Origin of the sequence: uncultured Sphingomonas sp. (assembly GCF_964235535.1) — a bacterium.
Classification (GTDB): Bacteria; Pseudomonadota; Alphaproteobacteria; order Sphingomonadales; family Sphingomonadaceae; genus Sphingomonas.
This window is the reverse complement of the sequence record NZ_CAXSBH010000003.1, coordinates 32395-51033: the sequence shown is the minus strand read 5'-3', so window position 1 is coordinate 51033 and position 18639 is coordinate 32395. Positions and strand designations below refer to the sequence as shown.

18 protein-coding genes are annotated in these 18639 nt (G+C 65.9%); 17 read left to right on the top strand and 1 reads right to left on the bottom strand.

Translation table 11 applies throughout. The features are described 5' to 3' along the window. Nucleotides 1–45 precede the first annotated feature (45 nt). Genes cyoA through cyoD form a run of 4 tightly spaced genes read left to right on the top strand, consistent with a single transcriptional unit; the run spans nt 46 to nt 4038 of the window. Nucleotides 46–936, top strand: coding sequence for a ubiquinol oxidase subunit II (cyoA, locus tag ACFE7F_RS02175; protein ID WP_375402197.1), 891 nt, complete (start codon nt 46–48; stop codon nt 934–936). Further along, the gene (gene cyoB, locus ACFE7F_RS02170; RefSeq protein WP_375402196.1) at nt 933–2972 is read left to right on the top strand and encodes a cytochrome o ubiquinol oxidase subunit I; all 2040 of its coding nucleotides are present in this window, start codon (nt 933–935) and stop codon (nt 2970–2972) included. Before cyoA ends, cyoB begins: the two co-directional genes overlap by 4 nt. Beyond that, nucleotides 2969–3640, top strand: coding sequence for a cytochrome o ubiquinol oxidase subunit III (cyoC, locus tag ACFE7F_RS02165; RefSeq protein ID WP_375402195.1), 672 nt, complete (start codon nt 2969–2971; stop codon nt 3638–3640). The genes cyoB and cyoC overlap by 4 nt, the downstream gene beginning before the upstream one ends. Continuing rightward, nucleotides 3637–4038: a cytochrome o ubiquinol oxidase subunit IV gene (gene cyoD / locus ACFE7F_RS02160; RefSeq protein ID WP_375402194.1), complete on the top strand. Its 402-nt coding sequence runs from the start codon at nt 3637–3639 to the stop codon at nt 4036–4038. The genes cyoC and cyoD overlap by 4 nt, the downstream gene beginning before the upstream one ends. Nucleotides 4039–4196: 158 nt before the next feature. On the opposite strand, the gene ACFE7F_RS02155 is transcribed toward cyoD, so the two are convergent. Next, entirely contained in the window at nt 4197–5021 is an 825-nt protein-coding gene (locus tag ACFE7F_RS02155) for a lysostaphin resistance A-like protein (RefSeq protein WP_375402193.1), read from the bottom strand. 256 nt (nt 5022–5277) lie between these two features. Between ACFE7F_RS02155 and ACFE7F_RS02150 the strand changes: the two genes are divergently transcribed. The 13 genes from ACFE7F_RS02150 to csgH all read left to right on the top strand — a co-directional run bounded on the left by ACFE7F_RS02150 (nt 5278) and on the right by csgH (nt 18038). Continuing rightward, nucleotides 5278–5820, top strand: a complete 543-nt coding sequence (locus tag ACFE7F_RS02150; RefSeq protein WP_375402192.1) for a TetR/AcrR family transcriptional regulator — start codon at nt 5278–5280, stop codon at nt 5818–5820. Between the two features lie 246 nt (nt 5821–6066). Beyond that, nucleotides 6067–6756: a ribose-5-phosphate isomerase RpiA gene (rpiA, locus tag ACFE7F_RS02145; RefSeq protein WP_375402191.1), complete on the top strand. Its 690-nt coding sequence runs from the start codon at nt 6067–6069 to the stop codon at nt 6754–6756. A gap of 51 nt (nt 6757–6807) precedes the next feature. Then, the gene (tkt, locus tag ACFE7F_RS02140; RefSeq protein WP_375402190.1) at nt 6808–8898 is read left to right on the top strand and encodes a transketolase; all 2091 of its coding nucleotides are present in this window, start codon (nt 6808–6810) and stop codon (nt 8896–8898) included. Continuing rightward, nucleotides 8895–10019 carry a transaldolase gene (gene tal / locus ACFE7F_RS02135; RefSeq protein WP_375402189.1) on the top strand — a complete coding sequence of 375 codons (1125 nt, stop codon included), beginning with the start codon at nt 8895–8897 and terminating at the stop codon, nt 10017–10019. Before tkt ends, tal begins: the two co-directional genes overlap by 4 nt. Before the next feature lie 110 nt (nt 10020–10129). After that, complete coding sequence (gnd, locus tag ACFE7F_RS02130) at nt 10130–11116, top strand: phosphogluconate dehydrogenase (NAD(+)-dependent, decarboxylating) (RefSeq protein ID WP_375402188.1); 987 nt, start codon at nt 10130–10132, stop codon at nt 11114–11116. Beyond that, nucleotides 11113–11928: a Cof-type HAD-IIB family hydrolase gene (locus ACFE7F_RS02125; RefSeq protein WP_375402187.1), complete on the top strand. Its 816-nt coding sequence runs from the start codon at nt 11113–11115 to the stop codon at nt 11926–11928. The genes gnd and ACFE7F_RS02125 overlap by 4 nt, the downstream gene beginning before the upstream one ends. A 96-nt stretch (nt 11929–12024) precedes the next feature. After that, on the top strand, nt 12025–12660 hold the full coding sequence (locus ACFE7F_RS02120; RefSeq protein ID WP_375402186.1) for a L,D-transpeptidase family protein: 636 nt from the start codon (nt 12025–12027) through the stop codon (nt 12658–12660). Between the two features lie 478 nt (nt 12661–13138). Beyond that, nucleotides 13139–13525: a curli assembly protein CsgF gene (locus tag ACFE7F_RS02115; RefSeq protein ID WP_375402185.1), complete on the top strand. Its 387-nt coding sequence runs from the start codon at nt 13139–13141 to the stop codon at nt 13523–13525. After that, on the top strand, nt 13525–14511 hold the full coding sequence (locus ACFE7F_RS02110; protein WP_375402184.1) for a CsgG/HfaB family protein: 987 nt from the start codon (nt 13525–13527) through the stop codon (nt 14509–14511). The genes ACFE7F_RS02115 and ACFE7F_RS02110 overlap by 1 nt, the downstream gene beginning before the upstream one ends. 193 nt (nt 14512–14704) lie before the next feature. Further along, nucleotides 14705–16216: a hypothetical protein gene (locus ACFE7F_RS02105; RefSeq protein ID WP_375402183.1), complete on the top strand. Its 1512-nt coding sequence runs from the start codon at nt 14705–14707 to the stop codon at nt 16214–16216. Between the two features lie 332 nt (nt 16217–16548). Further along, nucleotides 16549–16878 carry a hypothetical protein gene (locus ACFE7F_RS02100; protein WP_375402182.1) on the top strand — a complete coding sequence of 110 codons (330 nt, stop codon included), beginning with the start codon at nt 16549–16551 and terminating at the stop codon, nt 16876–16878. Beyond that, the gene (locus ACFE7F_RS02095) at nt 16875–17648 is read left to right on the top strand and encodes a hypothetical protein (RefSeq protein WP_375402181.1); all 774 of its coding nucleotides are present in this window, start codon (nt 16875–16877) and stop codon (nt 17646–17648) included. The genes ACFE7F_RS02100 and ACFE7F_RS02095 overlap by 4 nt, the downstream gene beginning before the upstream one ends. A gap of 27 nt (nt 17649–17675) precedes the next feature. Further along, nucleotides 17676–18038 carry a curli-like amyloid fiber formation chaperone CsgH gene (csgH, locus tag ACFE7F_RS02090; protein WP_375402180.1) on the top strand — a complete coding sequence of 121 codons (363 nt, stop codon included), beginning with the start codon at nt 17676–17678 and terminating at the stop codon, nt 18036–18038. Nucleotides 18039–18639 lie beyond the last annotated feature (601 nt).

Genomic DNA, 18639 nt, shown 5'->3' with positions numbered 1-18639 from the left:
CAATCCCGGCCGGTAGAGGGGCCGCGGCCGCAGGGAGGACCGTGAATGCCCGGACTGGTCCGATCGAACATTGGAGCGCGGATAGCCGCCGCGAGCGTACCCTTACTGCTTGCGGGATGCGGCGAGATGGGATTGCTCGATCCTGCCGGGCCGGTCGCTCGGGGCGAGCGCGCGATGTTCTTCAACGCCGTCGTCATCATGGCGGCGATCATCGTGCCGATCATCGTGCTGACGTTGTATTTCGCCTGGCGGTACAGCGCGAAGAAACCGGTCGGTAAATATACCCCCGAATGGTCCTATTCGGGCCGGCTCGAGCTTCTCGTCTGGTCGGTCCCGGCGCTGGTCATCGTCTTCCTGGGCGGGATCGCCTGGATCGGCAGCCACGAGCTCGACCCGCCGCGGCCCCTCCGATCGAATGTCCGCGCGATCCCGGTGCAGGTGATCTCGCTCGATTGGAAATGGCTGTTCATCTATCCCGAACAGGGCGTGGCGAGCGTCAACCGCCTCGTTATCCCGGCGGGGACCCCCGTCGCGTTCCGCATCACCTCCGCTACCGTCATGAACAGCCTGATCGTGCCGCGGCTGGGTAGCCAGATGTACGCCATGGCGGGGATGGACGGGAAGCTGAACCTCCAGGCCGACCGGCCCGGGCGGTATCAGGGTCTGTCGGCGCATTACAGCGGCGAGGGCTTCTCGCAGATGATGTTCCACGCCGACGCGGTCACGCCGGCGCAGTTCGGATCGTGGGTGGAGCGGACGCGAGCGGCCGGACCGGTGCTCGACGCGCCGACCTATCTCGAGATGACGAGGCAGCAGAGCACGGCCAGGCACTATACGTTCCGCGCAGTGATGCCCGGGCTGTACGATGCGGCGCTCCGCCAGTCGGGCGTCAAAGCGAGCGAGCAAGCAAGCGGTGGCCGGGAGGATACGGAGTGAGCAAAGCCCCCAATGAGTGGAATCCGGTCACGGGTCTGCTCGGCCTGAACTCGATCCCGTGGGAAGAGCCGATCCCGCTGATCGCGGGCGCGGCGGTCGGCGGGATCGTGGTCGCGACGCTGGTCTATGTCTGGCGCCAGGGCTGGTTCCCGTATCTGTGGCGCGAGTGGATCACCTCGGTCGACCATAAGCGCATCGGCATCATGTACTGCATCTTCGCGATGGTGATGCTGCTGCGCGGCTTCTCCGACGCGATCCTGATGCGGACGCACCAGGATTTGATGTACAATAACGGCGGGTACCTGCCGCCCGAACATTACGACCAGGTGTTCACCGCGCACGGCGTGATCATGATCTTCTTCGTCGCGATGCCGTTCCTGACGGGGCTGATGAACTTCGCCATCCCGCTCCAGCTGGGCGTGCGCGACGTGGCGTTCCCGACGCTCAACAACGTCAGCTTCTGGCTGACCGCCAGCGGCGCGCTGCTCGTCAACATCTCGCTCGTGGTGGGCGAGTTCGCCAAGACGGGGTGGGTGGTCTATCCGCCGCTGTCGGAACTGCGCTTCTCGCCCGGGGTGGGCGTCGATTACTATCTGTGGGCGCTCCAGATCGCGGGGGTGGGAACCCTGCTGTCCGGGGTGAATCTCGTCACCACCATCCTCAAGATGCGATGCCCCGGCATGGGCCTCTTGCGGATGCCGATGTTCTGCTGGACGTCGCTGGCTGCCAACCTGCTGATCGTCGCGGCGTTCCCGATCCTGACGGCCACCATGGGCATGCTGCTGCTCGACCGGTATCTCGACTTCCACTTCTTCACCAACGACGGCGGCGGCAACGCCATGATGTTCGTCAACCTGGTGTGGGCCTGGGGGCATCCGGAGGTGTACATCCTGGTGCTGCCGGTGTTCGGCGTCTTTTCGGAGGTGGTGTCGACCTTCTCGTCCAAGCCGCTCTTCGGCTACCGGTCGATGGTCATCGCCACCATGGTCATCTGCGTGCTGAGCTTCACCGTCTGGCTGCACCATTTCTTCACGATGGGCGCGGGCGCGGACGTCAACGGGTTCTTCGGCGTCACGACGATGATCATCGCGGTGCCGACGGGGGTGAAGGTCTTCAACTGGCTGTTCACCATGTTCCGCGGGCGCATCCGCTTCACCGTGCCCATGCTTTATGCGATCGGGTTCATCGTCACCTTCGTGATCGGCGGCGCGAGCGGCGTGCTGCTCGCCATCCCGCCGGTCGATTTCGTGCTCCACAATTCGTTGTTCCTGGTCGCGCACTTCCACAACATCGTGATCCCGGCGGTGCTGTTCGGGCTGTTCGCGGGCTATACCTACTGGTTCCCCAAGGCGTTCGGCTTCACGTTGGACGAGGTGTGGGGCAAGCGCGCCTTCTGGTGCTGGATCGTCGGCTTCTACGTCGCCTTCATGCCGCTCTATGTGCTTGGGCTGATGGGGATGCAGCGGCGGATGAGCGCGCATTACGTCAAGGCGTGGGAGCCATGGATCATCGTCGCCTCGGTCGGCTCCGCGATCATCGCGCTCGGCATCCTGTTCCAGATCATCCAGCTCTACGTGTCGATCAAGACGCGCGACCGGCGCCGCGACGAGACCGGCGATCCATGGGACGGCCGCACGCTCGAATGGATGACCACCTCGCCCCCGCCGCTCTACAATTTCGCGGTTCTGCCCGACGTGTCGGACGAGGAGGCCTACTGGTCCCTGAAGGGCAAGGCGATCGAGGAGAAGCGCCTGAGCGCGCGGCCGGATAAGTACGAGCCGATCGAGATGCCGCGCAACTCGCCCACCGGCTTCATCACCGCCTTCTTCACCACCGTGCTCGGCTTCGCGGCCGTGTGGCACATCTGGTGGCTGGTGATCGTCGGGGTGCTCGGCGCCTGGGCGACCTTCACAATCTTTGCCTGGCGCGATCATCACGAATTCGAGGTGCCCGCTGACGAGGTCGAGCGATTGGACGACGAGCGCCGCGCGGCCAAGGCGAAATTCCTCGGCGTCGCGAACGAGGTGACGGCGTGAGCGCGGCGGCGACGGTCGCGGCGGTCGGCGGCGAGCGGGCCGCGCGGGGCGATCCGCACCGGCTAGGCCACGGGGACGAGCGTCCGATCGGCGAGCGCGGCCCCGCGCCCAAGCGGATCATCGTCGGCTACGGCTTCTGGATCTTCCTGTTGTCCGACTTCATCATGTTCGCCGCCTTCTTCGCGGCCTATGCGGTGCTGGTCGGCGAGCGTGCGGGCGGCCCGTCGGGGCGCGACCTGTTCGACCTGCCGTTCGTGCTGCGCGAGACGATGCTGCTGCTGGTGTCGTCCTTCACCTGCGGCATGGCAACGATCGCGGTCGCCAGGCGCGACGTGCTCTGGTTCCAGCTGACGATGGCCGCCACGGGCGTGCTGGGCGCGAGTTTCCTGGGAATGGAACTCTGGGAGTTCCAGCACCTGATCGGCGAGAACGCCGGTCCCGACCGCAGCGCGTTCCTCTCGGCCTTCTTCGCGCTGGTCGGCCTGCACGGCGTCCATGTGTTCGCCGGGCTGCTATGGCTCCTGACGATGATGGCGCAGGTCCTGGCCAAGGGGTTCCGCGAGGACGTCGAGCGCCGGATCATGTGCTGGGCGCTGTTCTGGCACGCGCTGGACATCATCTGGGTGGCCGTGTTCACCGTCGTCTATCTGTTCGGAGCCATATCATGAGCGAGCGCGAGGCGACCAAGCGGAGCGACGTCGACAACGCGCCGGGCGACGAGAGCGAGGCCGACGGCTTCGACGTCGCGAGCGGCATTCGAGGCTACGTGGTCGGGCTGATCGCCGCCGCCGCGCTGACGATCGCGTCCTTCTGGGCGATCCAGACCAGCGTGATCTACGTCCCCGGCGTGCCCGTGTTCCTGATCGCGCTGGCGATCGGGCAGATGGGCGTGCATCTAGTGTTCTTCCTCCATATCACGACGGGGCCGGACAACAGCAACAACGTGCTGGCGCTGGCGTTCGGAGTGCTGATCGTGGGGCTGGTGCTGATCGGGTCGATCTGGATCATGTCGCATCTCAATCACAACATGATGCCCATGGACATGATGAAGCAGATGCAGCGTTAGGACGGGGGGTGATCGGTCGGAATCGCGCGGGCCGCTTGCCGCTGTGACGAACGGCGACATGGCGTATGGTCGACCCGCCGACCTGTCGCGGTGCTGAGTAGGCGCCGCTGGTGTCACAACCGTTCGGTTTTGACACCTGCCGCGCTGCTATTCCGTTGTTAAACAAACGTCTGTTTCACCGACAGCCGCGGCGTGTTCTTGAGCGAACCCTTGTCGATCAGGGCAATAATCACGCAGACAATGGCGAGCGGAGGAATAGCGAGCAGGCCGGCGTAACTTACGAAGAACGGCGTCCCCATGCCTGCGAACCAGAGACGCGTGAGCGTTCCGCCCATCGCGTTCGTCGCGGAGTGGGCCAGGCTGTTGCACCAGATGCTGCCAGATCTCCGATAGAACCAGTCTAGGATGTAGGACATCAGCACGGCCAAAACCACGAGCAGCGCGCTGCCGAGCAGCGGATGATCCGGGTAGTTGTACCCGCGAAGGGTGAGCGGCCAATGCCACACCCCCCAGATCACGCCCGTCGCCATCGCCGACGCGACCGGCCGCTTAGGGTATAGCCGACGCTGGAGATAGCCGCGCCAGCCGAACTCCTCGCCAAACAGGACAGGGGTGAAGATCAGTGCGGCGAACATCGTTTGCGGGATGATGAGCAGGCCCATGCCTTGAACCGCGTCGATGCCCCGCTCTTTGGACTCGGCCGCGACGGCGGTGGCGAGGGTGAAATCCGGTGTCCCAAGGCCCACCGCGACCGCTTCCCCGCACATCATGGCGACGACCAGGAGCGGCAGCAGCCAGGCGGCGAGGTAGAGAGCCCAGCGGCCGGAGCGGAGCGAGAGCTTGAGGTCGCCGAAGCCTTCGCGCGTGACCCACTTCCGCACGACAAAGGTCGCCAGCGCCGGACAGAACGCGCCGGGCACCAGGAACAGCTGCATACGCCAGCTCAGCGGATCGACGCCGGACCTGATCGCGGCCTCCCACATGATCCATGCGGGTAGGAACGCGATACCGAGATACCATGCTAAACCTTTCACGAGCCGACTCCCTGCTAATGAGCGTACGCTCATTAGCAAAGCGAAGCGGGTTTGCAATGCGTGGAACGGGTTGCCTCGGCGATTGAAGGGATGCCGTCCCCCGGATCATCGCGTAAGCTCGCCAGCTATGGCGGTCGCACAACCAGCACCTAGCGAGAGACGACCTCGTCGGCGGGAAGACCCGGCCACCAGGCGGGCACAGATTATGCGTGCTGCCCGGACGTGCTTCGCCAATGCCGGATTCCAGGCGACCACGGTCGACCATATCGCGACCGAGGCGGAGGTTAGCGTGGGTCTGCTGTATCGTGTGTTCGGCTCCAAAATGGCGATCGTCGAAGCCATCATTCTTGAACAGGTAGAGGTCCAGAGCGAGCAAGCGTTCAGGATCATTACATCGAGCTTTCAATTTGGCATTGATCGCGAAATGGTTCTATCGTCTCTGATCACCGAAGAGTTGGACCTACAAACTTACGCACTGATGTTTGAGACGGCCGCCGAGGCGTGTCGCAATAGTCACTTACGACACTTCATTAGTGATCGCCGGGCGGAACTTCATGTGAAGCTAATTACCAGGCTCAAGGATGCCGGGTTTCAGCAGGAACGCGCTGAAAGGATGTTCATCGAGTTGGAGGCGATCGGCGCGGTTCTGTCCGGCGCTATTATCCAAAGCATAACTAGGTCCGGGAGCATGGTCGCCGAAGCGGTTGAAACGACATTCCGCGCGATCGGCTCGCACCCTAGCCCGTAGCCAATCCCGTGTTCAGTGAAGGTCAGTTTGTTAAACGGTGTCACAACCGGTCGGTTGTGACACCATCGATCAACAACCGCTTTCCGCAGCTTTCAGTGTGTCGGAAGCGCCAGTCACAATGCACTCACTTCCGACGATCTCTGGTCCAGCCTGCCTCGTCGGCCGCACTCCCGCGATTATAAGGGTACGGTTCTGCCGGGCTCTGCCTATAGGCGGTGCCCGGACCGATGGGGCGGGGGAGATCGCATGAGCGCGGACGATGACAAACGCTTCGCCGCCGAGGCCGCCGTCGCCGAGGTGCGGTCCGGCATGGTGGTCGGGCTGGGTACCGGCTCCACCGCCGCGCACATGATCCGGGCGCTCGGGCGCATGGTGGCCGAAGGGCTCGACATCGACACGGTGGCGACGAGCGTGGCGTCTGCGGAACTGGCGCGGAGTCTGGGCATTCGCGTCCACGACTTCGCGGACGTTCCCCGGGTCGACCTGACGATCGACGGCGCTGATGAGACCGACGACCGGCTGCTGGTGGTGAAGGGCGCGGGCGGGGCGATGTTGCGCGAGAAATGCGTGGCCGCCGCTTCGACACGAATGATCGTGATCGCCGACGGGGCCAAGCGCGTGCCCGCGATCGGCGCGGCGCGGGTGCCGGTGGAGGTGCTGCCCTTCGCGCGGGGCTTCGTGATGCGGATACTGGCGGAGCGGGCGGACCCCGCGCTGCGCATGGCGGGGGGCGAACCTTACCGGACCGACCAGGACATGCTCGTCGTCGATTGCCTGTTCGGCGACCTGTCGGACCCCCACGACGCGGCGGCTTGGCTGCAGGCGATCCCCGGCGTGCTCGGCCACGGGCTGTTCCTGACGGAGGTCGATGCCGCTTATCTGGCGACGGATGGTGTCGTGACGAAGCTGGAACGCGCCGTTGACCGAGATCAATAAGCAACCCTATCGAACGCCCCGCGTTCGACCCCTGAATTACATGAGGCAGCGATGACCGACTCAGCGACCACCGAGCGGCCGGCCGCCGATGCATACCGCGAGGATGGTTCCCCCGAACGTCTCGCGATCGACACCATCCGCACCCTGTCGATGGATGCCGTGCAGAAAGCCAACTCCGGCCACCCCGGCACGCCGATGGCGCTCGCACCCGTCGGGCACACGATTTGGACGAAGTTCCTGCGGTACGATCCGACGGAGCCGAGCTGGCCCAACCGCGACCGCTTCGTGTTGTCGGTCGGGCACGTGTCGATGCTGCTCTATGCGCTGATTCACCTCGCCGGGATCGAGGAGATCGACAAGGATCGCGAGAAGACGGGCCATCCCGCCATGTCGCTCGACGACATAAAGCAGTTCCGCCAGCTATCGAGCCGGACGCCGGGCCATCCCGAGTACCGGCACACCACCGGCGTCGAGACCACCACCGGGCCGCTGGGTGCCGGCTGCGGCAACTCGGTCGGCATGGCGATCGCTGAGCGTTGGCTGGCGGCGCATTTCAACCGTGAAGGCTTCACGCTGTTCGATCACGACGTCTATGTCGTGTGTGGCGACGGCGACATGATGGAGGGCGTGTCGGCCGAGGCGGCGAGCCTGGCCGGGCATCTGAAACTGTCGAACCTGTGCTGGGTGTACGACAGCAACCATATCTCGATCGAGGGTGGGACCGACCTGGCGTTCGATGAGGATGTCGGCGCGCGCTTCGAGGCTTATGGCTGGCGCGTCCTCCATGTCGACGACGCCAACGACACGGCCGCGCTGGCGGCGGCGTTAGACACCTTCAAGGCGACCGACGACCGGCCGACCTTCATCGTGGTGCATTCGGTGATCGGCTGGGGCAGCCCCAAGGCCGGTTCCGAAAAGGCGCATGGCGAGCCGCTGGGCGTCGACGCGATCCGCGAGACCAAGCGCGCCTATGGCTGGCCCGAGGATGCCGAGTTCCTGGTCCCCGACGGCGTGGCGGATGCGTTCAAGCAGTCGATGCTGGGTCGCGCGCGGCCGTTGCGCGAGGAGTGGGAGGCCACCGTCGCGCGCTACCGCGAGGCGCACCCCGAGCTGGCGCGCGAGTTGGACGCGATGCTCGCGGGCGAGCTGCCGGAAGGGTGGGACGCCGACATTCCCGTGTTCGAGGCGGACGCTAAGGGTGTCGCCAGCCGCGACTCGGGCGGCAAGGTGCTGAACGCCATGGCCGCGCGTGTGCCGTGGCTGGTCGGTGGATCGGCTGATCTCGCGCCCTCGACCAAGACGCTGATCAAGGACGGCGGATCGTTCGAAGCGGCCGATTACGGTAACCGCAACATGCATTACGGTGTGCGCGAGCACGGCATGGGCGCGGTGGTGAACGGAATGGCGCTGTCGTATCTGCGCGCCTATGGCTCTACCTTCCTGGTGTTCGCCGATTATATGCGCGCGCCGATCCGGCTGGCGGCGATCATGGAGATGGGATCGATCTTCATCTTCACGCACGACTCGATCGGGGTTGGCGAGGACGGGCCGACGCACCAGCCGATCGAGCATTTGGCCAGCCTGCGCGCCATCCCCGGGCTCGATGTCGTGCGGCCGGGCGACGCCAACGAGGTCGCGGCGGCGTGGCGGTCGCTGATGACCATGAACGACCGCCCGACCGCGATCGTGCTGTCACGCCAGGCGCTGCCGACGCTCGACCGGAACAAATACGCCGATGCCGACGGGGTTCGCCAGGGTGCGTACGTGCTGGCATCGGCCGACGATCCGCAGGTGATCCTGATCGCGACCGGCTCCGAGGTCTCGCTCGCGGTCGAGGCGTACGAACGTCTCACCGCCGAGGGCGTCCGCGCGCGCGTCGTGTCGATGCCGAGCTGGTACCGGTACGAGTTGCAGGACGAGGCCTACAAGGAGTCGGTGCTGCCCGGATCGGTGGCGTCGCGGCTCGCGATCGAGCAGGCGGGCGAGATGGGGTGGCATCGCTATGTCGGGCTGAAGGGACGCACCATCACCATGTCGACCTTCGGCGCGTCGGCTCCGCTCGCCAAGCTGCAGGACAAATACGGCTTCACGGTCGACAATGCCGTCAAGGTCGCGCGCGAGATGATGGAGAAGAACGCATGAGCAAGCTGGGCGACCTCAGTGCGGCGGGGACGGCGGTGTGGCTCGACTTCGTCGACCGCAAGTTCCTCCAGGCCAAGGGATTGGAAAAGCTGGTCGAGGCCGATGGGCTGACGGGGGTCACGTCAAACCCGTCGATTTTCGAAAAGGCGATGGGGCACGGCGACGCCTACGACGAAACGCTCGCCGATTATGACCGGGAACATCCGGACGCGGCGACGATCGATCGGTACGAGTTCCTGGCGGTCGGCGACATCATCGCCGCCGCCGACACGCTGCGCCCCGTGTACGACCGGCTCGAGGCGAAGGACGGTTATGTCAGCCTGGAAGTCTCGCCCTACATCTCCGACGACACCGACGCGACGATCGCCGAGGCCAAGAAGCTGTGGCGTGCGGTCGATCGGCCCAATCTGATGATCAAGATCCCCGGCACGCTCGCGGGGGGCCCGGCAATCGCGTCGACGATCGCGAGCGGGATCAACGTCAATGTGACGTTGCTATTCAGCCAAGACGCCTACGCCCGCGTCGCCGAGGCATATGCGATGGGGCTTGAGGAGCGGGTCCGGCAGGGACAGCCGATCGACCGGATCGCCAGCGTCGCGAGCTTCTTTGTCAGCCGCATCGACACCACGATCGATAAGGAGATCGACCGCCGTGTCGGCGAGGGCGATCCGGAGAGCGAGGCGCTGAAGGCGGTGCGCGGCAAGGCGGCGATCGCGAATGCCAAGCTCGCATATCGTTGGTACCAGGAATTCACCGCTTCCGACCGCTGGCGCGCGCTGGCGGAGAAGGGTGCGCAACCGCAACGGCTGCTATGGGCGTCGACGGGCGTGAAGGACCCCGCCTATCCGACGACCTTGTATGTCGACACGCTGATCGGGCCCGACACCGTCAACACCATGCCCGTCGCCACGATGGACGCGTTCCGCGACGGCGGCACGGTGGGAGAGACGCTGACGACCGGCGTCGACGAGGCGGAGCGCACGCTGGCCGAGATCGAGCGGCTCGGGCTCGATCTGGGCGGCGTCACCGACGGGCTGGTCCAGGCGGGCGTCGCGTCGTTCGTAAAGGCGTTCGACGACCTGCTCGGCGCGATCGCGGCCAAGCAACCGGTAGGGGCGTGAACTGATCTCCCTCTCCCTTCCGGGGAGAGGGCCGGGGAGAGGGGCCGGGAGAGAGTCGGGCGCTCCGCCCCTCTCTCCGGCCCTCTCCCTAAAGGAGAGTGGGAGAAGACATGAAACTAGGAATGATCGGCCTGGGCCGGATGGGGGCGAACATCGCCCGGCGCCTGATGCGCGACGGGCACGAGATCGTCGCCTACGATCGCGGTCCCGAAGCGGTGGCCAAGCTCGTCGCCGACGGAGCGCAGGGCGCGGACTCGCTCGACGACATGCGCGCCAAGCTGGGCCACCCCGCGATCTTCTGGGTCATGCTGCCGGCAGGCGAGCCCACGGAGAGTACGATCGGGGCGCTGTCGTCGGTCTGCGCGGCCGACACGATCATCATCGACGGCGGCAACACCTTCTACAAGGACGACATCCGCCGCGCAAAGATGCTGGCCGAAAAGGGCGTGCGGTATGTCGATGTCGGCACGTCGGGCGGCGTGTGGGGGCTGGAGCGCGGCTATTGCATGATGATTGGCGGCGACAAGGAGGTCGTCGACTCCCTCGACCCGATCTTCCGGACGCTGGCCCCCGGCCATGGCTCCATCCCGCGCACGCCTAACCGGATGGAGCAGGAGGGCGAGGACCCCCGCGCCGAGATGGGCTACATCCATGCCGGCCCGCCGGGGGCGGGGCACTTCGTCAAGATGGTCCATAACGGTATCGAATACGGGCTGATGCAGGCCTATGCCGAGGGCTTCGACATCCTGAAGGGCAAGAAGTCCGACAAGCTGGTCGAGGAGGAGCGGTTCGACCTCAACCTCACCGACATCGCCGAGGTATGGCGGCGTGGATCGGTGATCTCCTCCTGGCTGCTCGATCTGACCGCGTCGGCGCTGGCGAACGACCAGATGCTCGAGCAGTTCTCGGGCAAGGTGGCCGACTCGGGCGAGGGCCAGTGGACGATCGACGCGGCGATGGAGGAGGCCGTGCCCGCGCACGTCCTGACCGCCGCCCTGTTCGCGCGCTACCGCAGCCGGGTCGACCATACGTTCGGCGACAAGGTTCTGTCGGCGATGCGCTTCGGCTTCGGCGGACACGTCGAGTTGCCGCAATGAGCAGCGCGCCGCGCGACGTCCGGTTGGTGGTTTCCGACGTGGACGGGACGCTGGTCGATCACGACAAGAACCTGCGCCCCGCGACGATCGAGGCGGTCGCGCGGGTGCGCGCGGCGGGGATCGGCTTCACGGTGATCAGCGCGCGGCCGCCGTCGGGCGTGCTGCCGATCGCGGATGCGCTCGGGCTGGACGATCCGATCGGCGCATTCAACGGCGGCACCGTATTCAGGCGCGGCGGCGAGGTGATGGAAGCGCATCTCGTCCCGGAGCACGTCGCCCACGGCATGCTCGACCTTGCGAAGGGCTCCGGGGCAAGCGTCTGGCTGTTCGCGGACAGCCAGTGGCATGCCGATACGCTCGACAACCCGCACGTGCCGCGCGAGCGCATCTCCGCCGATCAGGAGCCCGCGATCGTGGGCGACTTCGCCCCGTTCGCAAGCCACGCGGGCAAGATCACCTTCGTCAGCGACGATTCGCCGGTGCTCGCCCGGCTGATCGAGCAAGGACGGGCGCGGTTCGGGGACGCGGCGACGATCGCGCTGTCGCAGACCTATTATCTCGACGTGACCGCGCTCGAGGCCAACAAGGGGAACGGCGTCGAGGCGTTGGCGCGGGCGGCCGGGGTCGATCTTGCGCAGGTGATGGTGATCGGCGATATGCCCAACGACCTGCCGATGCTGGAGCGCGCGGGGTTGCCGGTGGCGATGGGGCAGGCGCCGGATGAGGTGCGCGCGGCCGCCGATTGGATCACCGCGTCCAACGACGAGGACGGCGTCGCGCAGGCGCTGGATCGGCTGCTCGCCGAACGTTAACCCCGCGCGCGTACGTGCGGTGGCGCGACGACGGAAAACCGCCTCTGGCGCGGAAAACGGGTCCGAGGCACCGTCGCTCGCGAAAGGGCTCGGGCGATGCGGCGACTGACCGAGAACCGGACAAGGATGGCGGCGCTGCTGGTCCTGACGTTCGCCGCCCTGGGAATTGTCGCCGTGCTCACGGTCCGCGCCCCCGCCGGCCCGGTCCCGTCCGCCCCTGCGCGCGTCGCCCCGGCATATTCGATTCCTGTGCCCCCGCCCGCTCCGAGCCCCGAGCCCACGTTGGAGATCAAGCGCATCCTCGACGTGCCCGGCATCGTATTCGGCGAGTATGTGTGGGACGACAAGAACGTGCCGCCCGGCCGCGTCGTGATGACGGTCGACCTGAAGGCGCAGACCATGTCGGTGTTCCGCGGCGGGTACGAGATCGGCGCGGCGGCGATCCTGTACGGCGCGACCGACAAGCCGACCCCGCTCGGCCGGTTTCCCGTGCTGGAGAAGGACGCGGACCACGTGTCGAGCCTGTATGACGCGCCCATGCCCTACATGCTGCGCCTGACGGGCGACGGCGTCGCGATCCACGGCAGCAAGGTCGAATGGGGCCTGGCCACCCACGGCTGTATCGGCGTGCCGGTCGAGTTCGCCAGGCTGCTGTTCGGCGCGGTGAAGAAGGGCGATCTCGTGATCGTGACCAGCGGCGAGCTGCTGAAACTCGGCGACCGCGTCGCCTGACCCGCGTCGATGGCACGGCGAAGACGACTACGTCGGACCGAATTAACTCGCGATATCAGCGTTGCTGGTCTTGATCACGTCATTGGCGCCCCGCGGCAACTAAACCTGGATTGATCAACACCTGCCGTCGCGACCGCGCAAGTCGTTCCGGTCCGGTGACCACGCCCTGAACTTGCACGATTGCTCAATACGTTGGCTACATGCCGGCCGCGAGCTCATCAGAACATCCGAAATGCTCCTCTTTCTTTTATCTACATCAGACCGAATCGAATTAGTTCCCACAAACCCCGAAATCGAACTTTTTTTGTTTGCTTCGGTTCGAGCAAAAGATTAATAGCCCGTTCATACAAATCGCGTCGCAGTTCGAGCGTGCATCCTACGCTCCTTTTCTGGCACCCGCGATCGGCACAAGGGGAGGGATCGGCTTGGCTAAGGGCACCTGCATATCGGTTCGGTTCGGTGCGGGGCGATGCTGGCCATGTCGGTGCTCGCCGTTTCGGCGAACGCGCAGGACCTGACCTATCAACCGGTCAATCCGACCCTCGGCGGCAATCCCTTCAACTCCGCCCATCTGCTGGGACTCGCCAACGCGCAGAACAAGCAGACCGACCCTAACGCCGCGACGCCCAACAGCCAGACCGACATCTTCGCCCGGCAACTCCAGTCGCGACTGCTGTCGGCCCTGTCGTCGCAGATCGTGGACGCGGTGTTTGGCGAAAACCCGCAGGAGCGCGGCACCATCAGCTTCGGCGGCCAGACGATCACCTTCGTCCGCGGGCTGGAGAACGTCACGCTCACCATCACCAACGACGACACCGGCGAGGTCACCACCATCGTCGTGCCGACCTTCATCACCGTCCCATAATGACGCTGCGTTCGTTCTTGCTGCTGTGCGCGGCCGCGTCGCTCGCCGGTTGCGCCACCGCCGCCCGCGTCGCGGGGCTGCCCGAAATGCGCGCGGACGCCGTCTATCCGCAAAAGACGCGTACGCAGCGCGCGCTGGAGGCGCTGCCGCCGCCCGCCCGGCCCGTGGCGGTCGCGGTGTACGGTTTCACCGACCAGACGGGCATGTTCAAACCCAGCGAGGCCGGCCAGACGCTGTCGCGCGCCGTCAGCCAGGGCGGCGGATCGATCGTCGCCAAGGCCCTGCAGGATGCGGGACGGCGGCAGTGGTTCACGATCGTCGAGCGCGAATCGCTCCGCAACCTCCTGAACGAGCGCCAGATCATCCGCGAGATGCGCGAGCGCTACCTGGGCGAGAAGGACGTCAATGCGCAGGCGCTCCCCGCGCTGCTGTTCGCGGGCGTGTTGCTGGAGGGCGGGATCGTCGGCTACGACACCAACACGGTGACGGGCGGCGCGGGCGCGGGATTCCTGGGCATCAGCGCCCGCACCGAATATCGGCAGGACACCGTCACGGTCTATCTCCGCGCGGTATCGGTGCGGACCGGCGAGGTGCTGACCACCGTGACCGCGTCCAAGACGATCGCGTCGCGGTCGCTCGGCACCAACGCTTTCGCCTTTGTCGGCTTCAAGGAACTGCTCGAGGCCGAGCTGGGCGTGACGACCAACGAGCCCGATCAGGTCGCGCTCCAGCAAGCGATCGAAAAGGCGGTGTACGGACTGGTGCTGGAGGGCGTCGAGCTCAAGCTGTGGGACTTCGCCGACAAGGCCAAGGCGGCGGCGCTGCTGGACGGGTACCGGCGCGAGCGCGACGGGACGATCCCGGCCGCCGTGCTGATGGCCGCGATGCGCCGCGCCGACGCTGCCGCGCCCGAGAAGATCAGGCCGCGCGACGTGGCGACGCGCCCGTCGGCCGACGGCGGCGCCGGGCGGACCGGCGCGCAATAAGGTTTCGCGCCGGGGCGCAGTAGCGCGCCGGCGAGGATGAGTTGAACAGATCGGCGGACCCGCCTGGGGGTCCATGGAGCCGGCGAACACCAATCCCAGGCCGGTCGGACGCAGCGTTGCAGCGCCGCGACCTTCCGAGAAAAGATCCGCGCACCGGGTTGCAGCCCGATGCGCGGAGGTTCGGATAGTTGGCTTGCCGCCATGTCCGTCCCGGTTCGGGACGACATGGTTATCACTTCTCAAAGAAGGACTGACAACCATGAAACGCACTTTTCTCCTTTCAGTTTCCGCCGCGGCGCTTTTTGTTGCCGCGCCGGCGTTCGCGCAGTCGAACGAGTCGACGATCAACCAGAATGGCGGCGGCAACAATATCGCCGGTACGACTCAGACCGGGTCCAACAACGGTGCCGCGACCGTGAACCAGACAGGGTTCGACGGCGTTGCGGCCATCGTTCAGGGTGGTTCGGACAATCGCAGCAACATCACGCAGCGCGGCATCGCGGTCGTTCCGACTGGCCCCACCGGCCAGAGCGACAGCGCCAACCCGCCTGCGGATCGACTCGGTGCCAGCAACTTCGCCCGGACGACCCAAGACGGCTCCAACGGGCAGTCCGACATCGCGCAGGGCGGCAACAACTCGGCGGTCGTGACCCAGGCGGCCTCGACCGCGCGCAACCGGTCCAACGTCGACCAGGATAACGAGTTCGACACGGCCGGCACCGTCGCCGACCGCAGCACCGCCGGGGTGGCGCAGAACGGCGACGACGGCTTCTCGGGCGTGCTGCAGCGCGGGTCGGGCAACTCCGCTACCGTCACGCAGACCGAAGGCTCCAGCTTCGCGTCGTCGTCGATCGACACGGCCGGCCAGGGTAACACCGCCGAGGTGACGCAAAGCGGGAACAGCGCCAGCTCGTTCATCACGCAGCGGGGCGAGGGCAGCGATGCCGATGTCACCCAGACGGGTGACAGCTCCTCGTCGATCAATCAGAACAGCGACGACAATACCGCAAACGTCGAACAAAACGGCGACCTCAACCAGTCCGAGGTCAACCAGTTCACCTCGAACGAGGCGGACGTCGCTCAGACCGGCGGCGATAACCGGTCGCGCGTCGATCAGAACTCGTCGGGCGCACTGGTCGAGGTCGACCAGGTGCAGGTCGGCGGTACGTCGAATGGTAACTTTTCGAATAACTCGGAAGTTATTCAAAATGCCGCATCTTCCGCGCGCGTCCTCCAGATCGGCGACGTGAACTTCTCCCGCGTGGAGCAGAACGGTGCCGACCTGCGTAGCCGCGGTCCGCGTAGCGACGGCTTCGGAGCCGACGTGACGCAGCGCGGCACAGCGAACACGTCGCTCGTCTCGCAGAGCGGCTTCCAGAACTACGGCGTCATCGAGCAGGGCGACGGCAATCCGCAGGGCGGCATCAATGGTCCGGTGTCCGGGAACTTCTCGCAACTGACGCAGAACGGCACCCGTATGGAGGCCGAAGTTACTCAGGCGGCGGACAGGAACATCTCGGTCGTCAACCAGTCGGGGGACTATCAGCGCGCCTATATCGGGCAGTACACGACCGACAACACCGTGATGGTGACCCAGAGCGGTGAGTTCCACACCGCTAGCGTGACCCAGGCTTCGACCACAGGGAACACGGCTACCGTCAACCAGAACGGCGGATCGCAGAATACCGCCGTGATCAACCAGTAAGCCGACCCTCGGGACCGGCGTCGCGCGCGACGCCGGTCCCATCTTTTCATCCTCGCGGGCCGCCCCGCCGGAACTGCATCGCCATGCCGAAGTTCACGCTCCCCGCACTTTGCCTCGCAGTCGCGACGCCTGCTTGGGCCGACGACGGCCGCAGCGCCTACATTTCTCAGGTCGGGGATGGAAACAGCGCTTCAATCCGGCAAACGGCGGACCGGGCCTCCGCAGTAATTGCCCAGCAAGGTGATCGAAATGTCGCCGACATCGATCAGAGGGGCTTCGGCTCTCCCGTCGCCGCTCTAATTTAGACCGGCGACGCTAATCGCGGAGACTTGATGCAGGCTGGCATCGGCCCGACCACTATTTCCGCAATTCAGAACGGGGCCGGTAACGTCCTGCGCGCGTCTCAGACGACGCTCGGCGTGGTCGGCAACGGCGCGGGGGTCGTGCAAAGCGGGTCGGGCAATAGCCTGACCCTCTCGCAGTCCGGCGACGACAACCGCGCGGCCCTGGCGCAGAACGGCGACGGCAACGCGATGACGGCCCTCCAATACGGGGTAGGCAATCGCCTCGCCTGGGTTCAACAGGGCAGCGGCCTGTCCGACCTCGGCATTGTGCAGGATGGCGGGCAATCCATATCCGTGACCCAGACCGGCGGCCGATGACGGTCGCCCCGATCGGGAAGCCGGGCGGCCCCCGGCGGAAAGGCCCCAAGCCGATGCGTGCGGTGCTGCCCTGCCTGATCCTGGCCGCGACCGCCGTTCCCGCGACCGCGGCGGCGCAGGATACCGACACCGCGATCCAGCAGGCGCAACCGCCCGCCCGCGAGGATGTGGGCGTGTCCCAGCTCGTCGAGCCGTCGGGGGCGACGCGGTCGGTCCCGCAGGTCGGAACGCCCGAGCGCGGCGGCCCGGCCTCCGCCCAGCTGACCGCCGAACCCCGCTCCACGCGCGTCGGCGGCCAGCTGTCGACGGGCGCGGCGAGCGCGCGCGAGCCCACCGCCATCTCGCGGCCGATCGACGGACGTGTCGGCGGGGCGGGTACGGTGGCGCGCGTCGAGGGCGCGGACCGCTGCGCCCCCGATGCAACAGGCGATCGGCCGGACGTATGCGACAGCGTGATCGAGACTCGCTCGGCGCAGTTCGCTCGACCGGAGCGGCCGACCTTCTCGCCCGAGCAGCGACTGCTAGTCGACCAGCGCGTGCGCGAGGCTCCGCTACTGCGCGGCGCGCGCGACCGCCGCTTCGATCCGCGCGCGACCGACCCCGACCGCGCCGACGACCAAGCGATCGCCGCGATGGCGCTCGACCGCGCGGGCGCGGACGCGGCGTTGGCCGCCGCGGATCAGGCCGGCCGCGCGCCTGCAGTGCCCGAGGCGGCGGCCGCGCTGATCGAAGTCATCCTCAACAACGCCGGCGCCCAAGCGCCCCGGTAACAAAACCTCCAGACAAGGTGAGCCGACATGATCGAACCTGCCGCCATCATTCCCATGCTCCTCGCCGCCGTCGCCGGAGGCGCGGCCTCGCCCGATCCCACTGCGCCGGCTCCGATCTCGCTTTCGACGGAGACGGTGCCGGCCGGTGTCGTCCTACAGGTGATCGGCGAGTCGGCGACGCTCGTCGACGCGGCTTATTCGCTGGAGGTAACCAACGCCTCGGGCGGGAACCGTTCCACCCAGCGCGGCCGGGTCAGCTTGCGTCCGAACCAGCGCGCGGTGCTGCTGACGTCGCGCCTGGGCGGCGACGCGCAGGCCGGATGGCGCGCGGTGCTGGTCGTCACGCCGACCTTCGGCCAACCATATGAGATACGCCGCCAAGCCGATTAGGCGTGCGCCGTGGGGATGGGTACCGGCTCGGCGACACTAAATCACTGCGGGCGCACGTCGGCAGCGGTTCAGCTGGTGCCGGAAGAGAACTCATATGCGGCACCTAAGCGATTGGTATCCCACAATACTCGTCGGTGAGAACTTGCCGAAATCATCAATAGCACCATCAAAGCGACTGGGAAAGGCTATTTGTCAAGATTAAGTCACGCGAGAGCGCACATTCTGATGAGGTTTAATAAGTTACTATCATCCGAGTGTCGGCTATGGTTCCGGTTCCGAGCGTAGACGATTACTGCACAAGTCTGCGTCAGGGTAGTTCGAAGCTCTCCGTTTCCGCTATCTGGCGTCGATATTGTTCACTCTTTTGGCTGATCAGACGGCGAAGCCGAGTTTGCAGCTGCGTTTCTGACTGGCCGTTCAGCAAACGCCTGCGACCAGCTGTACCTGACCGAAGCTCGGTACAGCGTAGGCATGCTGGTTCATATCACTCGAAACAACTGCCTAAATTTTTGAAGCTCGCAATCTCCGAGCGCTCAATTTGGCTGAGCGTCCCGCTAGAAGTTAATCGCCTCGCCGATTCTTAAGACGGCCGAAAGAAGAG

Excerpts from the sequence above, each read along its gene's own strand:
- cyoA (WP_375402197.1), top strand. The coding sequence starts at position 46 with ATGCCCGGACTGGTCCGATCGAACATTGGAGCGCGGATAGCCGCCGCG.
- cyoD (WP_375402194.1), top strand. The coding sequence starts at position 3,637 with ATGAGCGAGCGCGAGGCGACCAAGCGGAGCGACGTCGACAACGCGCCG.
- ACFE7F_RS02155 (WP_375402193.1), bottom strand. The coding sequence starts at position 5,021 with ATGTGGGAGGCCGCGATCAGGTCCGGCGTCGATCCGCTGAGCTGGCGT.
- ACFE7F_RS02150 (WP_375402192.1), top strand. The coding sequence starts at position 5,278 with ATGCGTGCTGCCCGGACGTGCTTCGCCAATGCCGGATTCCAGGCGACC.
- rpiA (WP_375402191.1), top strand. The coding sequence starts at position 6,067 with ATGAGCGCGGACGATGACAAACGCTTCGCCGCCGAGGCCGCCGTCGCC.
- tkt (WP_375402190.1), top strand. The coding sequence starts at position 6,808 with ATGACCGACTCAGCGACCACCGAGCGGCCGGCCGCCGATGCATACCGC.
- tal (WP_375402189.1), top strand. The coding sequence starts at position 8,895 with ATGAGCAAGCTGGGCGACCTCAGTGCGGCGGGGACGGCGGTGTGGCTC.
- gnd (WP_375402188.1), top strand. The coding sequence starts at position 10,130 with ATGAAACTAGGAATGATCGGCCTGGGCCGGATGGGGGCGAACATCGCC.
- ACFE7F_RS02125 (WP_375402187.1), top strand. The coding sequence starts at position 11,113 with ATGAGCAGCGCGCCGCGCGACGTCCGGTTGGTGGTTTCCGACGTGGAC.
- ACFE7F_RS02120 (WP_375402186.1), top strand. The coding sequence starts at position 12,025 with ATGCGGCGACTGACCGAGAACCGGACAAGGATGGCGGCGCTGCTGGTC.
- ACFE7F_RS02115 (WP_375402185.1), top strand. The coding sequence starts at position 13,139 with ATGTCGGTGCTCGCCGTTTCGGCGAACGCGCAGGACCTGACCTATCAA.
- ACFE7F_RS02110 (WP_375402184.1), top strand. The coding sequence starts at position 13,525 with ATGACGCTGCGTTCGTTCTTGCTGCTGTGCGCGGCCGCGTCGCTCGCC.
- ACFE7F_RS02100 (WP_375402182.1), top strand. The coding sequence starts at position 16,549 with ATGCAGGCTGGCATCGGCCCGACCACTATTTCCGCAATTCAGAACGGG.
- ACFE7F_RS02095 (WP_375402181.1), top strand. The coding sequence starts at position 16,875 with ATGACGGTCGCCCCGATCGGGAAGCCGGGCGGCCCCCGGCGGAAAGGC.
- csgH (WP_375402180.1), top strand. The coding sequence starts at position 17,676 with ATGATCGAACCTGCCGCCATCATTCCCATGCTCCTCGCCGCCGTCGCC.